This is a genomic window from Actibacterium sp. (assembly GCF_055134745.1).
Map to the genome: position 1 here is coordinate 1 of NZ_JBSRVX010000033.1, position 24,027 is coordinate 24,027.

General features: G+C 59.5%; 21 protein-coding genes. 9 read left to right on the top strand and 12 right to left on the bottom strand.

Annotated elements, in window-relative coordinates; genetic code table 11:
* A partial coding sequence (locus ACTCHC_RS07275) for an SDR family NAD(P)-dependent oxidoreductase (RefSeq protein WP_463021822.1) occupies positions 1-185 on the bottom strand: 185 nt, incomplete at its 3' end.
* A gap of 121 nt (positions 186-306) precedes the next feature.
* The gene (locus ACTCHC_RS07280) at positions 307-1,131 is read right to left on the bottom strand and encodes an IclR family transcriptional regulator (protein WP_463021823.1); all 825 of its coding nucleotides are present in this window, start codon (positions 1,129-1,131) and stop codon (positions 307-309) included.
* Between the two features lie 332 nt (positions 1,132-1,463).
* Between ACTCHC_RS07280 and ACTCHC_RS07285 the strand changes: the two genes are divergently transcribed.
* The 3 genes from ACTCHC_RS07285 (at position 1,464) to ACTCHC_RS07295 (ending at position 4,582) form a co-directional block, all read left to right on the top strand.
* The gene (locus ACTCHC_RS07285) at positions 1,464-2,570 is read left to right on the top strand and encodes a C4-dicarboxylate TRAP transporter substrate-binding protein (protein ID WP_463021824.1); all 1,107 of its coding nucleotides are present in this window, start codon (positions 1,464-1,466) and stop codon (positions 2,568-2,570) included.
* A 153-nt stretch (positions 2,571-2,723) separates the two neighbouring features.
* Positions 2,724-3,272 carry a TRAP transporter small permease subunit gene (locus ACTCHC_RS07290; protein ID WP_463021825.1) on the top strand — a complete coding sequence of 183 codons (549 nt, stop codon included), beginning with the start codon at positions 2,724-2,726 and terminating at the stop codon, positions 3,270-3,272.
* The gene (locus ACTCHC_RS07295; protein ID WP_463021826.1) at positions 3,272-4,582 is read left to right on the top strand and encodes a TRAP transporter large permease; all 1,311 of its coding nucleotides are present in this window, start codon (positions 3,272-3,274) and stop codon (positions 4,580-4,582) included. Before ACTCHC_RS07290 ends, ACTCHC_RS07295 begins: the two co-directional genes overlap by 1 nt.
* Before the next feature lie 75 nt (positions 4,583-4,657).
* Here ACTCHC_RS07295 and ACTCHC_RS07300 read toward each other — a convergent pair whose 3' ends face one another.
* Positions 4,658-7,282: a CaiB/BaiF CoA transferase family protein gene (locus ACTCHC_RS07300; RefSeq protein ID WP_463021827.1), complete on the bottom strand. Its 2,625-nt coding sequence runs from the start codon at positions 7,280-7,282 to the stop codon at positions 4,658-4,660.
* A gap of 37 nt (positions 7,283-7,319) precedes the next feature.
* A complete protein-coding gene (locus tag ACTCHC_RS07305; protein ID WP_463021828.1) occupies positions 7,320-7,679 on the bottom strand; it encodes an SgcJ/EcaC family oxidoreductase in 360 nt (119 codons plus the stop codon).
* A gap of 156 nt (positions 7,680-7,835) precedes the next feature.
* Between ACTCHC_RS07305 and ACTCHC_RS07310 the strand changes: the two genes are divergently transcribed.
* Genes ACTCHC_RS07310 through budC form a run of 4 tightly spaced genes read left to right on the top strand, consistent with a single transcriptional unit; the run spans position 7,836 to position 11,751 of the window.
* On the top strand, positions 7,836-8,309 hold the full coding sequence (locus tag ACTCHC_RS07310; RefSeq protein ID WP_463021829.1) for a MarR family winged helix-turn-helix transcriptional regulator: 474 nt from the start codon (positions 7,836-7,838) through the stop codon (positions 8,307-8,309).
* Positions 8,306-9,439, top strand: a complete 1,134-nt coding sequence (locus tag ACTCHC_RS07315; RefSeq protein WP_463021830.1) for an HlyD family secretion protein — start codon at positions 8,306-8,308, stop codon at positions 9,437-9,439. Before ACTCHC_RS07310 ends, ACTCHC_RS07315 begins: the two co-directional genes overlap by 4 nt.
* Complete coding sequence (locus tag ACTCHC_RS07320) at positions 9,436-10,965, top strand: DHA2 family efflux MFS transporter permease subunit (protein ID WP_463021831.1); 1,530 nt, start codon at positions 9,436-9,438, stop codon at positions 10,963-10,965. Before ACTCHC_RS07315 ends, ACTCHC_RS07320 begins: the two co-directional genes overlap by 4 nt.
* Positions 10,966-11,001: 36 nt before the next feature.
* Complete coding sequence (gene budC, locus ACTCHC_RS07325) at positions 11,002-11,751, top strand: meso-2,3-butanediol dehydrogenase (RefSeq protein WP_463021832.1); 750 nt, start codon at positions 11,002-11,004, stop codon at positions 11,749-11,751.
* Between the two features lie 6 nt (positions 11,752-11,757).
* On the opposite strand, the gene ACTCHC_RS07330 is transcribed toward budC, so the two are convergent.
* The 7 genes from ACTCHC_RS07330 to urtA form a co-directional block, all read right to left on the bottom strand.
* Positions 11,758-12,090 (bottom strand): FmdB family zinc ribbon protein, encoded by a 333-nt coding sequence (locus tag ACTCHC_RS07330; protein WP_463021833.1) that lies wholly within the window; start codon positions 12,088-12,090, stop codon positions 11,758-11,760.
* A 52-nt stretch (positions 12,091-12,142) separates the two neighbouring features.
* Positions 12,143-13,372 (bottom strand): formamidase, encoded by a 1,230-nt coding sequence (gene fmdA / locus ACTCHC_RS07335; protein WP_463021834.1) that lies wholly within the window; start codon positions 13,370-13,372, stop codon positions 12,143-12,145.
* Between the two features lie 24 nt (positions 13,373-13,396).
* A complete protein-coding gene (gene urtE / locus ACTCHC_RS07340) occupies positions 13,397-14,086 on the bottom strand; it encodes an urea ABC transporter ATP-binding subunit UrtE (protein WP_463021835.1) in 690 nt (229 codons plus the stop codon).
* A 10-nt stretch (positions 14,087-14,096) separates the two neighbouring features.
* Entirely contained in the window at positions 14,097-14,846 is a 750-nt protein-coding gene (gene urtD, locus ACTCHC_RS07345; RefSeq protein ID WP_463021836.1) for an urea ABC transporter ATP-binding protein UrtD, read from the bottom strand.
* Positions 14,847-14,855: 9 nt separating this feature from the next.
* A complete protein-coding gene (urtC, locus tag ACTCHC_RS07350; RefSeq protein ID WP_463021837.1) occupies positions 14,856-15,983 on the bottom strand; it encodes an urea ABC transporter permease subunit UrtC in 1,128 nt (375 codons plus the stop codon).
* Positions 15,984-15,993: 10 nt separating this feature from the next.
* Positions 15,994-16,920 (bottom strand): urea ABC transporter permease subunit UrtB, encoded by a 927-nt coding sequence (gene urtB / locus ACTCHC_RS07355; protein ID WP_463021838.1) that lies wholly within the window; start codon positions 16,918-16,920, stop codon positions 15,994-15,996.
* Between the two features lie 84 nt (positions 16,921-17,004).
* Positions 17,005-18,273 (bottom strand): urea ABC transporter substrate-binding protein, encoded by a 1,269-nt coding sequence (gene urtA, locus ACTCHC_RS07360; protein ID WP_463021839.1) that lies wholly within the window; start codon positions 18,271-18,273, stop codon positions 17,005-17,007.
* 243 nt (positions 18,274-18,516) lie between these two features.
* Here urtA and ACTCHC_RS07365 point away from each other — a divergent pair, with 243 nt between their 5' ends.
* On the top strand, positions 18,517-21,864 hold the full coding sequence (locus ACTCHC_RS07365; RefSeq protein ID WP_463021840.1) for an ATP-binding protein: 3,348 nt from the start codon (positions 18,517-18,519) through the stop codon (positions 21,862-21,864).
* A complete protein-coding gene (locus ACTCHC_RS07370; RefSeq protein WP_463021841.1) occupies positions 21,854-22,759 on the top strand; it encodes a response regulator in 906 nt (301 codons plus the stop codon). The genes ACTCHC_RS07365 and ACTCHC_RS07370 overlap by 11 nt, the downstream gene beginning before the upstream one ends.
* Before the next feature lie 85 nt (positions 22,760-22,844).
* On the opposite strand, the gene ACTCHC_RS07375 is transcribed toward ACTCHC_RS07370, so the two are convergent.
* The coding region (locus tag ACTCHC_RS07375; protein WP_463021842.1) for a calcium-binding protein at positions 22,845-24,027 on the bottom strand (1,183 nt) is incomplete at its 5' end.

The window sequence follows — 24,027 nt, forward strand, 5'->3', positions numbered from 1 at the left end:
GCCGTATCGGCCTGTGGGCGATCAACCAGAATTGCGCGCGCGCCCTGGGCACATGCTGCGCGCGCGATTGCCGCACCAATGCCGCCCGCCGCGCCGGTGATCACGATCACCCGCCCCTCCAGACCCAGCCAGTTTTGCGCCGCTGTTGCCACTCGTTCCCCCTTGGCACGCTGTCGTTCAGCCACCGCTGTGCGGCACCTGCCGGGGGATAATGGCCATTCAAGCCGCGTCAGGCAATATCCGTATGTGAGATATCATGCGATTTCGCAAAATATCCCGTCAAACATTTCGATCGACATGCCAGTATCAGCCAAGTCGGATCGTCGGATAAGGCGCCGTGGTGTCATTGGTGCTGTGCGCCTTTGAAAACTCCTGAATTTTGGAAGAGATTTCTCTGGCGGCCTCCATGGCAAGCGCGGACAGCATGTCCATGCTGTCCGGGGTCATCCTTTCCTTGCGCCGCACCAGGCACAGGCAACCGACAACCGTTTCGTTTTCGCGGAAAATCGGCGAAGCAATACCCACAAGCGTCGGGTCAAGCTGGCTGGCGGCATAAAACCCGCCACGCCGGATGTCCCGCATGGCGGCGCGGAATTCCTGCCAGTTGCTGCCCAACCCTGCCTTGGTGATTTCCTGAGAGTAATTCAGAAACACGTTCTTCAACTGATAGGATGGCAGATTGGCCAGGATGGTCCGTGACGGCGCGCCATAGAACATGGGAAATGCGTGCCCGCGTTCCATCGGCAACTTGATCTGGTCATCTGTATTGATCTGATGAATCGTCAGCACCTTGTTTCCATAGAAACTGCACAGCAACTGGGCACCATTCACCCTTTCGACCAAGCCAGCCATCACTGGCGCCGAAGACAGCAACAATGGGTCGGCCAGACGTATCTGGCGGTCAAATTCAACGATACGAGGCCCCAACACATAGCCCCCGCCCCCGGCTGGCACCAACAGGCCCGCATCGCATAAAGAGCGGACATAGCGATAGACGGTGGCCCGCGCCAAGTCGAGATCCTGGACAAGTTCCTCGATCAGCCAGACCGGTTTTTGCAGCGTGAACAGGTCCAGCAGACCAAGTGCGCGGTCGATGCTGCTTTTGGGTTCGACATGTTTGGTTGAGGTCACGGCTGCTCCTGTTGATCGGCGATCTGCATGATAGTTACCCTGTTCGGGTCGCGATCCCAGCACATAAATCCGAGACCACCCCGTTTTCGAGATTGAACCAGTATTTCGCGCTAAGCGAAATCGTGATGAAAATCAATGTCTCGGCGAAAATTAACATATCTCTATCGTCTCACAGAAGCCCCAATAGATATTGGTTTATCCCGCAATGAATAAACAACAATCAAGGATCAGGCGAACGCGCGCGCCCAACCATAGCAGACGGTGAAAATCCGCATATCCAAGTTCCAACGGGCATGGGGGCGCAAAACAAACGAGCTACCTGGGAGGAAAACATGAAACTTGTGAAAACACTTGGAATTGCAACTGCGATTTCGACGGCCGCCGTTGCGGCAAATGCCGAAAACGTCAATGTCGTCTATGCGGCCTATGGGGCGCCCACGACCACGCTGGTGGAATTTGGCATTGTCCCATTTCTGGAAATGGCGAAAGAGAACAGCGGCGGCACGATTGACTATACCCTGCACAGCGGCGGATCGCTGCTGGGGGCCAAAGCCATGCTGGAAGGTGTGCGCGACGGTGTCGTGGACGGGGGGCAAATCCTTGGGGTTTACAACCCTTCTGAACTACCGATCTCCAATATTGCGATGGGACTTGCGCCGATCATGTCTGGCGACAATCGCATCATGGTCACCGCGATCACCGATTTCGTTCTGAACGGTTGCCCCGATTGCAAAGCCGAGATGGAGGAAAACAACATCCAGTTTCTCGGAGGCTTCGTGACATCGCCCTATGCGGTGCTGTGCAGCAAACCTGTCGCAACGCTGGCGGATCTGAAAGGCCGCAAGGCCCGCGCCTCGGGCGAGTGGGGTATCCTTGCCTCGCATCTGGGGATGACGCCGGTGACCATGGGTATCGGCGAAACCTACGAAGCCCTTCAACGTGGGCAGGTGGATTGCACGATGGGCGGCGTCAACTGGCTGACAACCTTCTCGTTCGGGGATGTTGCGCCCAATGTTCTGGCGCTGAACCAGGGCATTTCCTATGGCGGCCCCATTCTGAGCCTGCGGCTGGACCTGTGGGAAACATTGACGGACGAACAAAAGAAAGCGTTTACCGACGCGGCCGCCAGCGCAATGGTAATGGAGGCGAATGCCTATGCTGCGGCCGACGATGACGTGATGGCGATCGCAGAGGAGAAATCCTACAATATCGTGCAGCCTGGTGAAGACATTCAGGCACGTCTGGGTGAATTCACCCCCGTTGTACGTGAAGCATTGCTCAAACGGTCGACCGAAAGAGGCATTGAAAACGCCGATGAAATCATCGACTCGTTCCTGGCCTATGTCGACAAATGGCGTGAGATCATCAGCGACAACCCCGACGACGCCGCGGTTGTCGACGCTATCAAGACAAACATCTTCGCCAACATGAAGATGTAGCGTCAAATGGTCCGCATCCGACCGGGTGCGGGCCATATCTTCTGCATGATCCAATCGAACAGAATCGATACCTGTGCGTGACCAGCCTTCTTTGGGAATGTGCGAGGTTCTGGATTCGATATGCCGTGACACCGATCGCATATGGGGACTGAAATGATCCGAACTCTTGAAATCGCGGCGCGCGGCTTGTCGCGCCTTCTGGCAACTTTATCAGCGATATTCCTGCTGCTGATGGCATTTCACATTACGATCGAGGTCATCGCGCGCTATGTTTTCAACAGCCCGATCCCCGGCACGCTGGAATTCGGTTCCTTCTATTACATGGTGGCGGTGTCGTTCCTGGCGCTGGGATACGGCCAGATGTATGACAGACATATCTCGGTGGAATTCGTGGTTCATGCGATGCCGCCCCGCGCCCGTATGCTGACCGAGCTTGTTGCACTGGTCATCAGCGCCGGGTTTACCGCCATGTATGGCTATATGTCTTATGTGAGTGCGGTGGCTAAAACGATCAACCGCGACTATACAGTCACCCAGCATTTCAACCTTATCCTTTGGCCATCGCGCTGGTTTCTGGTTGTCAGCATCGCCGCGCTGTTCCTGGTTCTGGTGGTGCAAGCGCTGCGCATTCTGCAGGCGCTGCTGGCCGGAGAGGTGCGCAGCGTTGCAGGCGATCTGGATCAAGCCGGAGGAGCACACTGATGTCCGCAATGATTGTCGGGGTTATCGGGCTGTTCGCCCTTGTCGCCCTGCTGGCGATACGGGTTCCTGTCGGCATTGCCTTGTCGGTGATATCGCTGTTGGGCATCAGCCTGACACGCGGCGTTAACGGCGCCTTTGGGGCGCTCAAGGCCATCCCTTACGAATTTACCGCACATTGGACCTTGTCAGCGATCCCGCTGTTCCTGCTGATGGGCACCATCATATCGGGCTCGGGGATGACCAACAGCCTATACAGTGCGATGCGGGTCTGGCTGGGCTGGCTGCCCGGGGGGCTGGCCGTGGCCACCAACTTTGCCGGGGCCGGTTTCGCAGCGGCAAGCGGTTCAAGCCTGGCCACCACGGCCACTTTGGGCAAGATTGCCGTGCCAGAAATGCTGAAGAACAAATACGAACCCGGCCTGGCCACCGGCGTGGCCACGGCCGTGGGCACACTGGGCGCAGTCATTCCGCCCAGCATCATCATCGTTCTCTATGCCATCTTTGCGCAGGCCCCTGTCGGGCAGGTTCTGATTGCCGGCATCATACCGGGCCTGTTGACCGCCTTCATGTATGCCGGCCTGATCATCACCCGCTGCTGGATGAATCCATCGCTGGCGCCGCGCGTCGCGATTCCCAAGATGACCGCCGCCGAACACCTTAAAATCGTTGCGCCGATCTGGCCCTTGCCCATCCTGGTTCTGGCCGTCGTCGGAGGCATATATTCGGGCGTCATGACAGCCACTGAATCGGCCGCGGTCGGGGTTGTTCTGGCAATCATCGTCACGCTGTTGCAGGGCAAATTGTCGTTCCGGTTGCTGCGCGAAAGCCTGCTGGAGGCGGCCCAGACCACGGCCAGCCTTATCCTGATCGCGGTTGGCGCGGCCCTGTTCACGCGGTTCCTGGCATTTTCAGGTTTGCCCAATATCTTGACGCAGATGATTTCGGCTGGCGATACCAGCCAGCTGACGCTGATCCTGTCGATTGCCGTCGTCTATCTGTTCCTGGGCTGCTTCTTGGACCCGCTGGGGGTGTTGCTGTTGACGCTGCCGATCCTGCTGCCGGTGTTCAAGACGATGAATATAGATCTGGTGTGGATGGGGATCATCCTGGTGAAATTCATCGAGATCGGGATGTTGACGCCACCGGTCGGGCTGAATGTCTTTATCATGAAGGGGGTCATGGGCGACCGGGTGTCGCTGGTGACGATCTTCAAGGGCGTGTCGTGGTTCCTGCTGGCCGAGGTTGTGGTCATGATCCTGCTGATCGCCTTTCCCGCGATCACGCTGTTCCTGCCCAGCCTGATGAACTGACGGATCGTCAAAACCGAAGGCACGAAAAAAACCGGCAGGCCCCGACCAAGGGCCTGCCGGATGCGTTTTGCGGCGCTAGATCACACCTTCGGCGACAAGTTCCTTCACCTGGTCGGCGTCATAGCCCAGATGGGTCTTCAGAACATATTCGCTGTCCTGGCCCAGATTGGGGCCAGACCGGTTGAACCTTCCCCCCATATAGGGCGGGGTTTCGCTCATGGTGACGGGATGTTCCTTGACCGGCCAGCGCCCAATCTCCGCCTGATCCAGTTCAACAAGCCAGTTCAGATGCTTCAGTTGCGGATCATGTTCATACCGGTCTTCCGCCGTCTGGCACATCCCCGCCGGCACGTGGGCGGCCTGCAGGGCATTCATCAGGGCGAACCCGTCGCGATCTTGCGTGGCCTGCTGAACCAGCGCGTCAAGTTCATCCTGATGGGTCAACCGCTCTGCCAGCGTCGCGAAGCGCGGATCTGTCATCCATTCGGGATGGCCGAGTTCCTGTGCCAGCGCCTGCCACTGATCCTGATCGAAGGCCCCGATGGCGATCCAGCGGTCTTCGCCTTTCACACGATACGCCCCATGTGGCGCGGCGGGTTTATGCGGCGACCGATTGCCGTATCGCGACCAGTGGCGGCCATTGACGGAATAATCCAGCACCGCCGATCCGGTAAGATACATGCCCGTTTCCGCCTGCGAGGCATCAATGTAACATCCCTTGCCGGTGATGTTGCGCCGATACAGCGCGGCCAGCATCGCATTGGCCATATTATAGGCGCCGAACCAGTCCAGATAGGAATATCCGATACCAGCGGGCGGATAGGGTTCGGGCAGGCCAGACATCTCGCTCAGTCCTGACATCGCCTGGGCTGTCGGGCCAAAGCCACGGGCATCGCCGTAAGTGCCCGCCTGCCCAAACGCACTTTGCTGGACATAGATGATGCCGGGGTTAAGCTCTTTCAGGCGATCATAGCCCAGCCCCATCCGGTCCATCGTGCCGGGCGAATAACCTTCGATGACCATATCCGCATCACGGATCAGATCTTCCAATATCTTGCGACCCTTGGGATTTTTAAGGTTCAGCGACAGCCCCAGCTTGCCGGCGTTGATTTCCATGAATATGCCGCTGCGGTTTGGGTTCGTGCTTTCGGGGATATCCAGCGGCGCGGTCGCGGCATCGCGCGCGGCCCGCCCGCCCGGCGGGCAGGGCCCCCGCCCCCAGCGCATTCCGTCCAGCTTGGACATATGTTCGACCTTGATCAACTCGGCGCCCATCGCGGTCAGGTAACGCCCCGCCCCAGCGCTGGCCAGCATCCAGGACAGATCAACGACCTTGACATCGGACAGGGCGAAAGGCTTGCCCCTGGCGCTGATCATCGGGTCTTCTTTCAGTCGGGCACCCGCATATACGATCTGATGTGGCGCGCGCGCGCTTGACCAGTCGCGCATCACGGCATCGGTGTGCTCGCCCAACAATGGCGCGCGCGAACCAATGGCCCAGCCGACCTCGTCACATTTCCACTTGGGGCCGATATAGGTGAAACTTTCATCAAGTTCCGGGTGATGCACCTGGGCAAAGCTGCCCCTGACGGTCCAGTGTTCTTCGCCGATGTTTTCTTCGGGTTTGCGGATCGGCCCCCAGGTCAGGCCCTGGTTCTGACCTTCGCGCCACAGTTCATCCTTGAACAGCAACCGCCCCGACAGCTTGCGGATAAGATCGGCCACATGCACCTTGGTGCGCGGGAGGGCGCGGACATCTTCATCAAGGTATTTGGGATCGTCCAGATCGTCCTGCATGCCATATTTGCGCAGGATATCCAGCGGCGCATCCCAGCCCTTGGTAAATCCTTTCAGATAAGTCTGATAGGGCAGCAGATAGCGTCCGTCCTTGGTGATCGCCAGCAACGGATCGCTGATCGGCATCGTGACCGGCAAGGCATGGCGGCAGGTCAGGCGGCGGTGCGGCATGCGCAGGAATATCCAGCCGGGCAGGTCTTGTTCGGTGTTCTTGGATACGGCGTCGTGCACGTTCGACACCAGCTTTTGCCCCAAGCCAGTTTTCAGGCGGTAATTCAGCGCGCCCAGAACAGAGATCACCGCCATTTCGCCTGCGATCTGGAATGATTGCCACATCTGCGGCGCAACAGGCGGGGTGTCATAGCGGCCCAGCGGGTCGGGATCATAGCCGCAATTCATCATCATGCCGCCCAGCGCCAGATGGATCAGGTCACTGCTTTGAAAATCTGCCCAGGGGCCATCATCGCCAAAGGGCGTAATGCGGACATAGATCAGGCGCGGGTTGATGGCCCGCAGCGCGTCATATCCGATGCCCCGCGCATCCATAAAGCCGCGCGGGCGGGTGTCGATCACGATATCGGCGTTGCCGGCCAGATCCCTGAAGGTGGCCTGATCCCTGGCTGTATCGAGGTCCAGAACCGCGCTGCGCTTGCCCAGATTGAAATGCCAGAAATGCAGGCTGCGATCGGGGTCGGGAATATCGCGGTAGAAGGGGCCGATATGGCGGGTGGCCTCGCCCTGCGGCGGTTCAATCTTGACGACATCGGCGCCAAGCCCCCCCAGCAGCTTGCCGCAATATTCGCCCAGTTCATCGGCCACCTCGATCACGCGCAGGCCAGAAAGGTAAGTGTCCCCTGCAGTCACGCCGTCACTGGCTTGCGCCGTATTGGTCTTGTTGGTCATATTTCCATATCCGTCCATTGGCCTTGCTTGCGCATCGTCATTCCGGCGATGCGTGGTGCTGGGCGACACGCCACAGACCACCATCGCGCACCAATGTCTGCGTCAGGCGCCGGCGGCTGCGCACCTTTCCATCGGCCATGAAAACCGCTGTGCCGGCGATTGCGGTCACGTTGTCGGCCAAGGCCAGGGTGACGACATCTTCAAAACGGACCGCGCGCTTGTTCATTGCCGGCAGTGATGTGAAATAGTCGCGCACCCCGTCGCGGCCGCGCTTGAGTTCCGGCTTTGATCCGAAAAACAGCGCGTCGTCGGTGTGAATATCCACCAGCGCATCAATATCCATGGCCGCAAAGGCCTGCGCCCAACGCTCCAGCGCCGCCTCGATCGTGTCTTGCATCTTTCCCCCCAATTTTGAGGGACATTTGCATCGCGACCGCATCCAAATGTCAATGCACCACATACCCCGAATGGCCGTTGAACATGTTTCAAATCCGGACCGGCATATCATTTTTACGCTTGTTTATAAGCATGCTTATATTATGTTCGGCGTATCATGAAGGATGAACGACTCGAAAAATTCGGATTTCTGCTGCACGATTCGGCGCGCTTGCTGCGCCGGCGCTTTGAAATGCGCGGCGACAACATGGGCTTGTCTTCGGCGCAATGGCGTCTTTTGGCGCGGCTGGTGCGCAACGGCCCCTGCACACAGGCGCGGCTGGCCGATTTGCTGGAGATCGAGCCCATCAGCGTTTCTCGACTTCTGGACAGAATGGAAACTGGCGGATGGACCCGCCGCGAACCCGACCCCAGCGACAAGCGCGTGCGCATTGTCTTTGCAACGCCTAAAGCCGCCCAGACCTTTGCTTCAGTTCAGGGCCTTGTCACCGATCTGTATGACGAGGCGCTTGCGGGCCTGTCACCCGCGGAACGCATTATGCTGATGCAGATGCTGGAAACGGTGGTCGAAAATCTATCCTCTGCCTGTGATGCGCAGGAAGGCGGGAAAGTATGGAAAACAGGAACATGAACGCAAATCCCGGGCTGTCCGCCACCGACATTTCGAACGGCGTTCAAAAAGCAAGACGAGGCCGAAACCTGCGGCGCATTCTGCTGATGATCGTTGTGCCGGCGGCCATGATCATAGGTGGCGGCTGGTTCTGGCTGACAGGTGGACGATATGAGGCAACCGAGAACGCGAATTTGCGTCAGGCCCGTGTCGATATTTCCAGCACGGTTTCAGGGCGCGTGACAGACGTCATGTTCACCGACAATCAACGTGTTGCACAGGGCGACGTGCTGTTCAGCGTCGACCCGGAACCCTATCGTCTGGCGCTGACACTGGCGGATGCGGCCATCGCCGCCGCGCGACTGAATGTCGAACAGATGAAGGCGGCATATGGCATTGCCCTGGCGCAGCAAAAAGTGGCCGAGGACGAGGCCGCCTATCAGGCGTCCGAGCTTGCCCGGCAGGAAAGCCTGACAGCCAAGGGCGTTGCCACGACATCGGCATTGGCCGATGCCCGCCACGCCGAGCGCAAGGCGCGCGAACAATTGGCGACCGCACGACAGACGGCGTCCAGTGCGTTGGCCGCATTGGGGGGCGATCCTGATATACCAACCGATCAACATCCCGCCGTTCTGGCCGAAATCGCCGCCCGCGACCGTGCCGCCTATAATCTGTCGATGGCGACCGTGCGCGCGCCGAGTGACGGCATCGTATATCAGGCGGCGTCCTTCAAGCCGGGCGTCTTTGTCAGCGTCGGTGCGCCGCTGTTTTCGCTGATCGAAACCGGCGATAGCTGGGTCGAGGCCAATTTCAAGGAAACGCAGCTTGAAAACGTTCTGCCCGGCCAAAGCGCCGAGATCGAGTTCGACAGCTTTCCCGGCCAGACGCTGACCGGCACGGTGGTCGCGATCGGGGCCGGCACGGGGGCTGAATTTTCGTTGATCCCGGCACAAAACGCGACCGGCAACTGGGTGAAGGTCACGCAGCGCATACCGGTGCGCGTGTCGTTGGAGTCGGTTCCGCCCGGCATCACCCTGCGCACGGGGATGAGCGCGAAAGTTCGCGTCGACACCGCCCATACGCGCCGCCTGGCGGCCTTTCTGCCAACCGCGCTGGCCGGGTCGCAGGCCAGCCCGGATTCTGAAAAGTGACGGCGGCTGTCGCAGACGAGGCCCCCGCCCTGCGCCGCGGGCTGATCACCGTTTCGATCATGCTGGCGACGATCATGCAGGTTCTGGATACCACGATTGCCAATGTCGCCTTGCCAGCGATGACGGGGAATCTGGGCGCATCACGCGATACCATAACATGGGTGCTGACGTCCTATATCGTGGCTACCGCGATCATGACACCGATGACGGGCTGGATTTCCGACCGATTGGGCCGGCGCGAGGTCTTCCTGATTTCGGTGGTCGGCTTTGTCATCACATCTATGCTGTGCGGGATGGCCTGGAGCCTGGAAAGCATGGTTGCCTTTCGCATCCTTCAGGGCGTGTTCGGCGCTGCGATCGTTCCGCTGTCGCAGGCATTCCTTCTGGACATCAACCCGCGTGAAAAACATGGGCAGGCGATGGCCCTGTGGGGGGCTGGTGTGATGGTTGGCCCGATCATCGGCCCCACGCTGGGGGGCTGGCTGACCGAGGTGCTGAACTGGCGCTGGGTCTTCTTTATCAATCTGCCCGTGGGCATCATCGCCTTTCTGGGCTGTTCCTCATCGCTGCCGAAGTTCGCGCGAAAGATACGCGGCTTCGATTTTTTCGGGTTCGCAATGCTGTCGCTGGGCGTCGGCGCGCTGCAGTTGATGCTGGATCGCGGCGGCGAGGTGGACTGGTTCGAGGCAGCCGAAATCTGGATCGAGCTGGGCCTTTCGGTAACCGGTTTCTGGATATTCTGTCTGCATATCATGTCAGCCAAATCGCCCTTCATCAATCCGCGCATGTTCGTTGACCGCAACTTTTCGGCGGGGCTGGTCTTTATCTTCGTGGTGGGGATCATTTTGCTGGCCAGCATGGCGTTGCTGCCGCCGATGCTGACGCAGTTGTTTGGATACCCGACCACCACCACAGGCCTGGTCATGGCACCCCGTGGTATTGGCACGATGATCTCGATGCTGATCGTGGGTCGGCTGGTCCGGCTGGTAGATGCCCGTCTTCTGGTGGTCTGCGGGCTGTTGCTGACGGCGCTGTCGTTACAGATGATGATCAATTTCACGCCGCAGATGGGATCTGGGCCGATCATCAGTTCTGGCATCGTTCAGGGGATGGGGCTGGGTCTGGTTTTCGTCCCGTTATCCACGATGTCTTTTGCAACGCTGGCGCCAGAATTTCGGGCCGATGGCACCTCGATGTACAGTCTGGTGCGCAATATCGGGTCATCTATCGGAATTTCGATCGTATCCGTGGTGCTGTCCCGCAACATCCAGATCAACCATACCGAGTTGTCAGGCACGCTGACCCCGTTCAACCCGCTGCTGCGTGGTTTCCTGTCGGAAACCGGCACGGCGGCGCCAGCCACGCTGGCGCGTCTTGACGGGCTGGTCAACCAGCAGGCCATGATGATTTCCTATGTGAACGACTTCAAGCTGATGATGTGGGTCACGCTGGCCGCCCTTCCACTGGTGGCGCTGTTGCGTCCACCAAAGCATGCGCCGGTTCCAATGGCGGTACATGCCGATTAAGTATAGTCAAACTGACACGGGGGGGAGGCACAGAAAATGTCATCGGGGCGTTTTATTGGCAAGACGGCAATTGTAACCGGCGGCGTATCGGGGATCGGCGCCGCGATCGTCGATATTCTGATGCGCGAGGGCGCGCGCGTCATGATTGCGGACCTGAACGCGCCTGAAACCATGCGCGATGACGTGACCTGGCGCAAAACAGATGTCAGTCGCGAAGACGATGTAAACGCGATGATCGCCGATATGGTCGACTGGGCGGGCGGGGTGGACATTCTGTTCAACAATGCCGGCACCGGGGCGTCGGGCCCCACGCATGAGGCCGACACCGAAACCTGGCATCGGCTGATTTCCGTCAATCTGGATTCGGTGTTCTTTGCGACGCGGGCAGCCATTCCCCATATGCTGAAGACGGGAGGCGGCGCGATCGTGAACACCGCATCGATTTCCGGCATTGGCGGCGATTACAAGATGGCGGCCTATAACGCGGCCAAGGCCGGGGTGATCAATTTCACCCGTTCGGTGGCGCTGGAATATGCCCGCAGCGGCATTCGCATCAACGCGGTTTGCCCCGGTCTGATCGACACGCCGCTGACGGGGGCGATCCGGGCGCGGCCGGGGCTGTGGGACAGCTGGGTGGACAGCATCCCCATGGGTCGCGCGGGCAAACCGTCAGAGATTGCCGAACTTGCAACCTTTCTGGCATCGGATGCGGCATCGTTCATGACGGGCAGTATCGTGACCGCCGATGGCGGCGTGACCGCCAGCGCCGGACAACCCCGGCGCTGACCGGCGTCAGTGCGAAATCATCCAGGGCCGTTTGGTGGGGAAGCTTTTGGAACCGTCCGGGCGGTGCAATGTGCCGCTGCTGATCTTCTTGCCCGCGCCGCCGCAACAGCCGCAGCCCGGCCCATGCGCCGATTTGCGCGGGGCATCGGCGCTGCGCTCATTGGTTTCGAACGCTTGGCGGCGGCCTATATCCATCCCGGCGATCTTGGGCGCGGTCATCAGCACGCGCGGTGCCGACGCGGCACAATCGGGACATTCGCAGGGATCGGCGAATTTCGCCATCGGGGTCATTTCGGTGAACGGGCCGCAGGCATCGCACCAGTATTCGTAAAGGGGCATCGGGGTTTCCTTTGCGGGGGGGCGGCCCGGTTTCGGGCCACCCGTTTCGCCATCACAGATCGGGGGCCAGCGGCACGTCGATGGAGCCATCGAGATATTTCATCGGGCCCGACGTGTTCGGCATCATGTCCCATTCGAAAATATCGGTGGGCAGCCACAGGGTTGCGCAGGCGTTCGGGATATCGACCACGCCCGAGATATGCCCCTGCACCGGCGCCGTGCCCAGGATCGCATAAGCCTGCGCGCCGGAATAGCCGAATTTCTTGAGGTATTCGATCGCGTTCAGGCAGGCCTGACGATAGGCGATATGCACATCCAGGTAATGTTGGGTACCGCTTTCATCGACGCTGATGCCTTCGAAGATCAGATAGTCATCGTATTTCGGCGTGATGGGCGAGGGTCTGAAGATCGGGTTCTTGATGGCGTATTTCACCATGCCATCCTTGATCAGCGACACTTTCAGATGCAGCCATCCGGCCATCTCGATCGCGCCGCAAAAGGTGATCTCGCCGTCACCCTGGCTGAAATGCAGATCGCCCATCGACAGGCCCGCGCCCGGCACATAGACCGGGAAATAGATCTTGGACCCGCGCGACAGATCCTTGATGTCGCAATTGCCGCCATGTTCGCGCGGCGGAACGGTGCGCGCCCCTTCCATCGCGGCCTTGTCGCGGGCCTCGCCCTTCAGCTTGCCCATATGGGCGCTTTGGGTATTGGGCAAGGCCGCCAGCGGCGGCACGCGTTCGGGATCGGTATCGAACAGGGCTTTTTCGCGGCTGTTCCACATATCCAGCATCTTGCGATCCGGCAGACAGCCGATCAGGCCGGGATGGATCAGCCCGGCATATTTCACCCCCGGCACATGGCGCGAGGTCGTGAACATGCCCGAAATATCCCAGATGGATTTCTGGGCGAGCGGGAAATGTTCGGTCAGGAAACCGCCGCCGTTTTGTTTGGAAAAAAAGCCGTTAAAGCCCCAAAGGCTGTCCTCTTTCGCGCCGATATCCAGAATTTCCACCACCAGCAGATCGCCGGGTTCCGCGCCCTTCACCCCGATGGGACCGGACAGGTAATGCACCTGTTCCAGTTCTACATCGCGCACATCGGCGGCGTCATCGTTATTGGCGATCTGCCCGCCGGTCCAGTCATAGGTTTCGATCTTGAACTCATCCCCCGGCTCGACCCAGACCGCAATCGGAATATCGGGATGCCAGCGGTTATGGATGTTTTCGTTGGTATGGGGGCTTTCGCTCAGGTCAACGGAAATCAGCGTTTCGGCCATGATGGATCCTTTCTTGGTGGCAGGTCAGACAGACAGGAATTTGGAAACTTTGGCGGCGTCGATGCCATCGCGCGGGCTGTCGTGAACAAAGTTCCCGTTTTCGATCACCATCACCCGGTCGGCGACATCCAGCGCGAAGCTGAGTACCTGTTCCGAGACGACGATAGACAATCCGCGCTCGTCACGGATGCGGCGCAGGGTGCGGGCCATTTCGCGGATGATGCTGGGCTGGATGCCTTCGGTCGGTTCATCCAGCAACAAAACCTTGGGGTCGGATGCCAGCGCGCGGGCAATCGCCAGTTGCTGTTGCTGGCCGCCCGACAGGTTGCCGCCGCGCCGGTTTTTCATTTCCAGCAGCACCGGAAACAGTTCGTATATATCGCCCGGCACGGTTTTCTTGCCGGTCGAGGTCAGGCCGGTCTCGACGTTTTCCTCGACCGTCATCGCGGAAAAGATCATCCGCCCCTGCGGCACATAGCCCACACCGCCGGCCACCCGCTGATAGGTTTTCAGCCCGGTGATATCGGTGCCGTTCACGGATACATCGCCCGATTTCGTCGGCACGATCCCCATCAGGGTTTTCATCAGCGTGGTCTTGCCCATTCCGTTGCGGCCCATGATGGCGACGATCTCGCCGGGGGCGACGGTAAAATTCAGCCCATGCAGCACTTCGGACTGTCCATAGGCCGCGCGAAGGTCGTGTACGTTCAGCATGAATGCCCCCTTAATGGCCCAGATAGACTTCGATAACCTTGGGATCGTTCTGCACCCGCTCCATCGAGCCTTCGGACAGGGTTTTTCCCTGATGCAGCACAGTGACGCGGGTGGCGATATCGGCGACAAAGCCCATGTCATGCTCGATCACGATCACGGATCGGTCGGTGATGATGCGGTTCAGCAATTCGGCGGTTTTCTTGCGTTCAGCCACCGACATGCCCGCCACGGGTTCATCCAGCATCAGCAGTTCGGGGTCCTGGATCAGCAGCATCCCGATCTCCAGCCACTGCTTCTGGCCGTGCGATAGGAACGCGGCCTTTTCGTTCAACTGGTCCGTCAGGAATACAATTTCGGCGATTTCGCGGATGCGGTCGCGCACCGCCTGATCGCGGCGAAAGGTCAGCGCGCCGAAGACGTTGTGCCCCTTTGGGTATGAGATTTCGAGGTTCTCGAACACGGTCAGGTCTTCATAGACAGACGGCGTCTGGAACTTGCGCCCAACGCCCGCATGCACGATCTGATCCTCGCGCATCTTCAACAGGTCGTGGCCCTTGAAATTGACGGTGCCGGACGTTGCCTTGGTCCGCCCGCAGATCAGGTCCAGCACCGTGGTCTTGCCAGCACCATTGGGGCCGATGATCACGCGGCATTCGTTGGGCGCGACATAAAAGCTGAGGTCATTGACCGCCTTGAACCCGTCAAAGGATACGGTCAGCCCTTCGACCATCAGCACGAAATTCGGGTTGATATCCAGCATCGCGCGCTCCTATTCCGCAGGGGTTTCTTCGGCGGCGGGCACCGTGCCGCCGCGCTTGAACAGCTTGCCCAGGCGGGGTTCGACATGATCGGCGTAAAGCCCGGCCAGACCGTTGGGAAAGGCCATCACCACCGCGATGAACAAGGCACCCAGCCCCAGCAGCCACAGTTCGGGAAAGCTTTCGGAAAAGGTGGTTTTGGCCCAGTTCACCAGCAGTGCGCCATAGACCGCGCCCAGGATCGAAAGCCGGCCACCCACGGCGCAATAGATCACCATTTCGATCGAAGGCACGATGCCGACGAAGCTGGGCGACATGAAGCCGACCTGCAGGGTGAACATCGCGCCCCCGATGGCGGCAATCGCGGCACCTGCGCAAAATACGAAGGTCTTGAAGTTGGCCACGTCATAGCCGGAAAACCGCACCCGGTCTTCCTGATCGCGCATGGCGATCAGGATGCGGCCCAGCTTGGACTTGCGGATATATTGCGCGGCCAGAAGGCAGGCGAACAACAGCGCGCCGTTCACGAAATACAGGATTTCCTTGGCGCTGTCGGTGCGGATGTCCCAGCCGTTCAGCGTGCGCAGATCGGTAATGCCGTTGACCCCGCCGGTATAGCCCTGCTGGCCGATGATCAGGATCGTCAGGATGGCGGCAATAGCCTGGGTGATGATAGCGAAATAGACGCCCCCCACGCGGCGGCGAAACATCGCAACCCCGATGATGAAGGCAAAGACGACCGGCACCAGAACCACGGCGATCAGGGTCAGGGTCAGGCTGTGGAACGGCTGCCACCAGAACGGAATCTGGGTGATCTGGTTCCAGTCCATGAAATCGGGGATGCCGGGGGTCGATTGGATCTTGGTGTTTTCCGGGCTCGATGCCTCGAGCTTCAGGAACATCGCCATGCAATAGCCGCCCAGGCCGAAGAACACGCCCTGCCCCAGTGACAGGATGCCCCCCGCGCCCCAGCACAGCACCAGACCGACCGCGACAAAGGCATAGGTCAGGTATTTGCCGAACAGGTTCAGGCGGAACGCATCCAGCGCCAGCGGGAAGATGATGAAGATGATCACAGCCAGAACGGCAAAGCCTATCAATTCGGAACGTGTGAACAGACGGTTGGTCGCGGTTGTCATCGTTGATCCCTCATTTCCGCAGTTTCATGGCGAACAGGCCTTGCGGGCGCAGCATCAGGATACCCACGACGGTCAGCAGGGTCAGAACCTTGGCCATAGATCCGGACAGGAAGAACTCCATGATCGACTGGGCCTGGCTGATCGAAAACGCGCTGGCGATGGTGCCCAGCAGACTGCCCGCGCCGCCAAAGACGACGACCAGAAAGGTATCCACGATATAAAGCTGCCCCGCCGTCGGCCCGGTGGACCCGATCATGGTAAAGGCCGATCCGGCGACCCCGGCCACACCGCAGCCGATTCCGAAGGTCATGCGGTCGGTCCATTCGGTGTTGATTCCGACAGCGCCCGCCATCACCCGGTTCTGGTTGATCGCGCGCACCTGCTTGCCCCAACCAGAGCGATACATCAGGATATAGATCGCGGCCGAGATGCTGACGGCCAGCACCATAACGAAGATGCCGTTGATCGGAATTTCTATGGAATCGGTCACGGGCAGCGACCCCATGATCCAACTGGGGATTGTCACGCCAACCTCGCGCGCGCCGAAAACCGACCGATAGATCTGTTGCAGGATCAGGCTCAGACCCCAGGTCGCCAGCAATGTGTCCAGCGGGCGTTTATACAGATGCCGGATCATCGCCCATTCGACGAACATGCCCAGCGCACCCGAGGCGAAAAACGCCAGCACCATGGCAATGAAGAAATAGATGCCGAACAGCCCCGGCAGATAGGCGGAGAACAGATTCGACACCAGATAGGTGACATAGGCGCCCAGGATCATGAATTCGCCATGGGCCATGTTGATCACGCCCATCTGGCCAAAGATGATGGCCAGACCCAGCGCCATCAGCACGAAGACCGAAAACAGGATCAGGCCAGCAAAGCCCTGCATGGCGAAAATGGCGCCAAGCTCGCCCATCGAATAGCCAGAAAACATCAGCAGACCCCCGGATGCGATTGAAAATGATCGGTGGCGGCCCGGGGGTAACGTTCCGGGCCGCCAGACGCGAAGGCCAGCGGTTTACTGATAGCCTTCAGGGAACGGGTTCGGCTCGACCAGATCGGCGGTTTCATAGACCACTTCATATTGTCCATCAGCCTTGGCCAGGCCGACGCGCGTCTTCGACCACAGGTGATGGTTTTCGTGGATCTTGACATAGCCTTCGGGCGCGGTCGTCAGTTCGATGCCCGGGCTTGCCTCGCGGATCTTGTCGATATCAAACGATCCGGCCTTTTCGACGGCAGCCTTCCACAGCCATGGCCCCAGATAGGCGGCCTGGGTCACGTCACCGATCACCATGTCGTCACCCCACATTTCCTTGAAGGCAGCGACGAAGGCGGTGTTGTTTTCGTTCTCGAGCGACTGGAAATATTTCATGCAGGCATAGGCGCCGACGATGTTTTCGCCGCCGATGCCGCGAATTTCATCCTCGGTCACAGAAATGGTCAGCAGCAGCGGCTTTTCCTTGGTCATGTCGATGCCGGCGGCCTTGAGCTGCTTGTAGAAGGCCACATTCGACCCGCCCACAACGATTGCATAAATCACGTCTGGCTTTTTCAGGCGGATCTTGTTGATGACCGAATTGAACTGCGTATGGCCCAGCGGATAGTATTCTTCGCCGACGACCTCGCAGCCCTCCATGAAATTCTCGATATGCTTGCGGGCGATCTTGTTCGAGGTGCGCGGCCAGATATAGTCGGACCCCAGCAGATAGAAGGTCTTGGCTCCCTTGGTCTGGTTCACCCAGTCCAGCCCGGCGATGATCTGCTGGGTCGCTTCCTGACCGGTATAGATCACGTTCGGGCTTTCCTCGAGGCCCTCATAGAAGGTCGGATAGTAAAGCATCCCGTTATATTGCTCGAACACCGGCAGAACCGCCTTGCGGCTGGCCGAGGTCCAGCAGCCCATGACCGACGCGACCTTGTCGTTGACCAGCAGCTTTTTCGCCTTTTCGGCGAATGTCGGCCAGTCGGATGCGCCGTCTTCCTGGATGAATTCGATCTTGCGGCCCAGCACGCCGCCCATCTCGTTGATCTGGCTGATGGCCAGTTTTTCAGCCTGAACCGACCCTGTTTCGGAAATCGACATGGTGCCGGTCACCGAATGCAGGATGCCCACTGTCACCTTGTCATCGGTTACAGCCAGACCGGTTGTATTGACGGCTGCGGTCGGGAAATCCTGCGCGCGCAGATATTTCGGGGTGAACAGCGACGCCGTCAGCGCGGCGCCGCCCGCCAGAACCGCGCGGCGGCTGGGGGTAAAGGGTTTGGGGGTCTTGGGATCTGACATATCGCCTCCTTGAAATGTTGCTTGCGCTCTCAAGGGCCGGTCGCCGACCCCTTCACATCAAGGTTTGCCGATAATGCTGCAGTGCAGTATACGTTAATTGACGTATAGGGCTGCGCGTTTTTACACCCGATAGTTTGAACCAGGATCTGGTACGGACCGGTCAAAGGGAGGAGGCGTTCATCGGGGGGCGATCCCGATGATCGGGGCTGTCTGATGCCAAGCAATGCAAGACGGGGACCGGCCATGCCGATGGCATTCAGCGCCACCACAGAACGTCGGCGTTACAACCGATGGGTGGCCAACGAAACCATGGAAGATTTCGCCCTGCGCTTTACCGCGCGGCGCGCCCGGCGCTGGACGGTCGCGCGGGTGGCCAATACCGCGCTGGGGTCGATTTCCTTTCTTGCGCTCGAGGCAATCGGCGGTGCGATCACCCTGACCTATGGCTTTGACACGGCAATTCTGGCGATCATGCTGGTGGGCGCGATTCTGTTTCTGACCGGCCTGCCGATCAGCTTTTACGCCGCGCGTTACGGCGTGGATATCGACCTGCTGACGCGGGGGGCGGGCTTTGGCTATATCGGATCGACCATCACATCACTGATCTATGCCAGTTTCACCTTCATCTTCTTCGCGCTAGAGGCGGCGATCCTGTCGCTGGCGATCGAATTCTGTTTCGGCATTCCCCTGTCGGTTGGTTACCTTCTGTCTGCGCTGATCGTTATCCCGCTGGTGGTCAACGGTTTCTCGAAAATCTCGACCTTTCAGGCCTGGACACAGCCGCTGTGGATCTTCCTGCATATCCTGCCCTTCGCCCTGCTGGCCTTTGCCGGATATGATTTCACCACCTGGACCGAATTTGACGGGGCCAGCGGCGCGGGTAAGGACGGGGCGACCTTGCTGATGCTGGGGGCGGCATCGGGCGTGGTTTTTTCACTGATCGCGCAGATTGGCGAACAGGTCGATTTCCTGCGTTTTCTGCCGGAACCCAAAACCCGATCAGAACGGCGCAGATGGTGGGCCGCGATGATCGCGGCCGGACCGGGCTGGTCGGTGCTGGGGGTGATCAAGATGCTGGCCGGGTCCTATCTGGTGACGCTGGCGTTGCGCGACGGGGTGCCTGCCGGGCAGGCCAGCGATCCCACGCGGATGTATTTCACGGCCTTCGATCAGGTGCTGACATCGCCAATGCTGGTGCTGTTCCTGACGGGGCTGTTCGTGATCCTGTCGCAACTGAAGATCAACGTCACCAATGCCTATGCCGGGTCGATCGCCTGGTCGAACTTCTTTTCACGACTTACCCACAGCCATCCCGGCCGGGTAGTCTGGCTGGTCTTCAATGTGGCCATTGCGCTGATGCTGATGGAGCTGGGCGTATTTCACGCCATCGAATCCATCCTGTCGCTGTATTCGCATGTGGCGCTGGCCTGGATCGGGGCGCTGGTGGCCGATCTGGTGGTGAACAAGCCGCTGGGCCTGTCGCCCAGGGGCATCGAGTTTCGCCGCGCGCATCTGTTCGACATCAACCCGGTCGGGATCGGCGCAATGGTCACGGCGGGTTTGCTGGCCTTTGCGGCGCATTTCGGCCTGTTCGGTGCGCTGGCACAGGCCTTTTCGGCGCTGATCGCGCTGATTACCGCCTTTTGCATGGCGCCGCTGATCGCCTGGGGCACGCGCGGGCGCTATTACATCGCGCGCCCCGTCCCGGCCCCCGCCACGGCGTTGCAGGAATGCTGCGTCTGCGACTATCGGTTTGATTCCGAAGACATGACCGACTGCCCCTTTTATGCCGGGCCGATCTGTTCGCTGTGCTGCACGCTGGACAGTTCATGCCGTGACATGTGCAAGCCTCAGGCGCGGCTGGATTCGATGATTACCGGGTTCTTGCGCACACGGTTTCGCCCGGCGCTGGCCAATGCGCTGATGTCGCGCCTGTCGGTTGCGACCCTGGCCACCGCCATGATGGCCGGCGCATTCGGGGGGCTGTTGCTGGTCATCCGGTCCTATGTCGGCACACCTGAGCAGGATGCGGTGCTGATGGTGATCTTCTGCACCGTTCTGGTGGTGATCGGCATCGCGGTGTGGATGTTCATTCTGGCGACCGAAAGCCAGCACAAGGCCCGTGCCGAAACAGACCTGCAAACCCAGCGCCTGCTGCGCGAAGTGCGCGCCCATGAACGCACAGACCGCGCCCTGCAACAGGCCAAGGAAAAGGCCGAGGCCGCCAATCTGGCCAAGACCCGCTATATGACGGGCATCAGCCATGAACTGCGCACGCCGCTGAATGCAATCTATGGCTTTGCGCAGATATTGGAAAAAGACCCGGCCATTCCGGCCCACCGGCGCGAATCCGTTTCAACCATACGGCGCAGCAGCGAACATCTGGCCGGGCTGATCGAAGGCCTTCTGGACATCTCCAAGATCGAGGCCGGGCGGCTGGAAATCTTCCGTGACCGCATCAACCTGCCGATGTTCCTGCGACAGGTCAGCAGCATTTTCACCGAAACCGCGCAGGAAAAGAGCCTGGAGTTCAGCCTGCAGACCAAAGGCAGCCTGCCCGAGTGGATTGCTTTCGATGAAAAGCGCCTGCGCCAGATCATCATCAACCTGTTGTCCAATGCGCTGCGCTATACCGACCGGGGATCGGTGCACATGACGCTGACCTATCGAAACGAGGTAGCCGTCATCGAGGTGCGCGATACCGGCTGTGGCATCGATCCCGCCGAGATTGAGCGGATCTGGAAACCGTTTGAGCGCGGCGCGCATGTCACCGCCCAGGGGTCGGGGCTGGGCCTGACCATAACCAAGCTGCTGGTCGAAATTCTGGGCGGCGATATCACGGTGGAAAGCACTCCCGGACAAGGCAGCCTGTTTCGTGTGCGATTGATGCTGCCCTCGGTCTCCATGCCGGCCATGCCGCAGCCGCAGGATGGCAGCATTCTGTCCACCACGCTGAAAACACGCGGCTATTCTGGCGCACGCAAGACGGTGCTGGTGGTGGATGATGATGTGAACCATCTGCACCTTGTCGAACATTTCCTACAACCGATCGGGTTTCTGGTGATGATCGCGCCCAATGCCGAAACGGCGCTGGAAATGCTGGATGATATCGTGCCGGATGTCTTTATTCTGGATATAGACATGCCCGGCACCGATGGCTGGGATCTGGCGCGCCACCTGCGCGAAAACGGGCACAGGGCGACCCCGATCGTGATGATATCGGGGCATGCGCTCGAGGCCCGCAAGCCCGGCCCCGAGGATGCCATTTATGATGCGTTCATGGTCAAACCCTATAATCTTGACGATCTGCTGTTGCGCATCAGCGGCCTGCTGAAACTGGAACTGGTGCATGATATAGACGAGGCCGCCAGCCCGGATGAGGCCCGCGGGCTGAACAGCGCCGAGATTGCCACCCTTATCGAACTTTCGGAAATTGGCCATGCCAGCGCAATCCGCACGCGGCTGAACCAGTTGGAATCAAGCGGCCAGATTTCCGAGTTCGTATTGAAAACCCTGCGGGCACGGCTTGCCGCATTCGACATGCGCGGGCTTGTGCGCACCCTGAAAGATCTGGACCAAGATGCCGCCTGACCGCGAAACCCGCAATATTGCCCTGGTGGTGGATGACAACCCGGACTCGCTTGGCATGGTTGCATCCGCCCTTGAGGAAAACGGCATGACCGTGCTGGTGGCGCGCGACGGGGCGGCCGCGATCGAACTGACCCGGCGTGTGCAGCCCGACGTGATCTTGATGGATGCGGTGATGCCCGAGATGGACGGATTCGAAACCTGTCGCCGACTTAAATCACCCCCCGATGCCACCGCTGCGCCGATCATCTTCATGACGGGGCTTTCGGATCCCGAACATATTCTGCGCGGTCTTCGGTCGGGCGGGGTCGATTACATCACCAAACCGGTTGTCATCGAGGAACTGATCGCCCGCCTGACCATTCATGTGCTGAATTCAAAGCTGATCCAAAGCGCGCGCGATGCGCTGGATACATCGGGGCGCGCGGTGCTGGCGTTTGATCGCGCGGGCAGGCTGAACTGGGGGTCGCCCAGCGCGCTGACCGTGATCCGGCGGATGCCCGATCTGTTGGACGGGGACCAGGCCGGCCCGAACATGCGCGGCTGGTTGCAGGGCCTGTCCGGAACACCCATCTCGCAAGGCACGCCGCTGCGCCACGGGTCTACCGAATTTCATTACATCGGGCATTCGTCATCGGGCGATCTTCTGGTGACATTGAAAGTCGAAAAAGATGAAAAACCCGAGGCCCTTCTGGCGCGCAGTTTTGAGCTGACCAACCGAGAGGCCGAAGTGCTGTTCTGGCTGACGCGCGGCAAGACCAATCGCGATATCGGCCAGATCCTGTCCCTGAGCGCGCGCACCGTGAACAAGCATCTGGAGCAGGTCTTTCAGCGCATGGGTGTGGACAATCGCACATCGGCTGCGGTTCTGGCCGACAGGATACTGAACGAAGGCTGACCCGATGCTGCGGAACTGCAAGACACGAAAACGGGCCGCGATATTGCGGCCCGTATTGCTAACCCGGAAACTTCAGACGGGACGATCAGAACAGGAAATCGCCTGAATCCAGATCCGTCGCCAGCACGTTCAGCAAGGTAATCTGATCGGTGCCGCCAGCCAGCAGCGTGATAGTGGTATGCGCGCCGCTTTGTGAGATGACAAGATCGCCCAGGCCGTTCACACCGGCATGGCCCTGGAAATCAAGCTGGTCCGTGCCATCGAGATAATCCACAACCGTGTCCTGGCCAAAACCCGACAGAAATACGAAATCATCGGCGCCGGCCCCGCCCAACAGGATGTCATCGCCCGCACCGCCATTCAGGGCATCATCATTATTGCCGCCGTAAAGCGTGTCGTTTCCCGCACCGCCTGTCAGTGTGTCGTTGCCGCTGCCCCCTGCAATGGTAATCGCTGTGGCCATGCCCGTGGCATCGATAGTATCATTACCACTATATCCGTTGATACGCTCCAGATTAAGCCATGCACCGATATTCAGGCTCAATCCGGCTGCATTATTGATTACAGCTTTGTCAAAGCCTGTGCCGCCATCGGTGACCGCATCGCCATTCTCGCCGATATAGAAAATGTCATTCCCCGCACCACCGTCGAAAGTATCGTTGCCGGTGCCGCCAAGCAATTTGTCCGCGCCGTCGCCTCCGATCAGGATGTCGTCATTGGCGCCGCCCATCAGCACATCCGCCGCATCGCCGCCGATCAATGTGTCATCGCCGTTTCCGCCCGACAGAACAAGCGCTACGGTCTGCGACGATCCGTCAATTGTATCGTTGCCTATATTGCCGTTGACACGTTCGACACCACTCCACCCGGTCAGATTCAGAACGTCACCTGCCGTGTTTGTGATCTGCGCCTTGTCATAGCCGGTCACACCGGTGTCATTCACGATGTCATTGCCATCGACATAGAATACGTCCGAATTGTTACCTCCATCCATGCGGTCAACGCCCGCTCCACCATAGAGGCTATCGGTTGAATCGCCTCCATACAGCGTGTCGTCACCGCCACCACCGAACAGGATATCTGCGCCGCCCTCACCAAACAGGATGTCGTCATGCGCGTTGCCATAAAGCGCATCGGCCCCAAATCCTCCAACCAGATTGTCGGCGCCGCCGCCGCCGTTGAGGGTGTCGTTGCCATTGCCCCCCGACAATACATCCGATCCGTTGCCACCGGTCAGGGTATCGTCCTTGGAACTGCCGGTGATCATC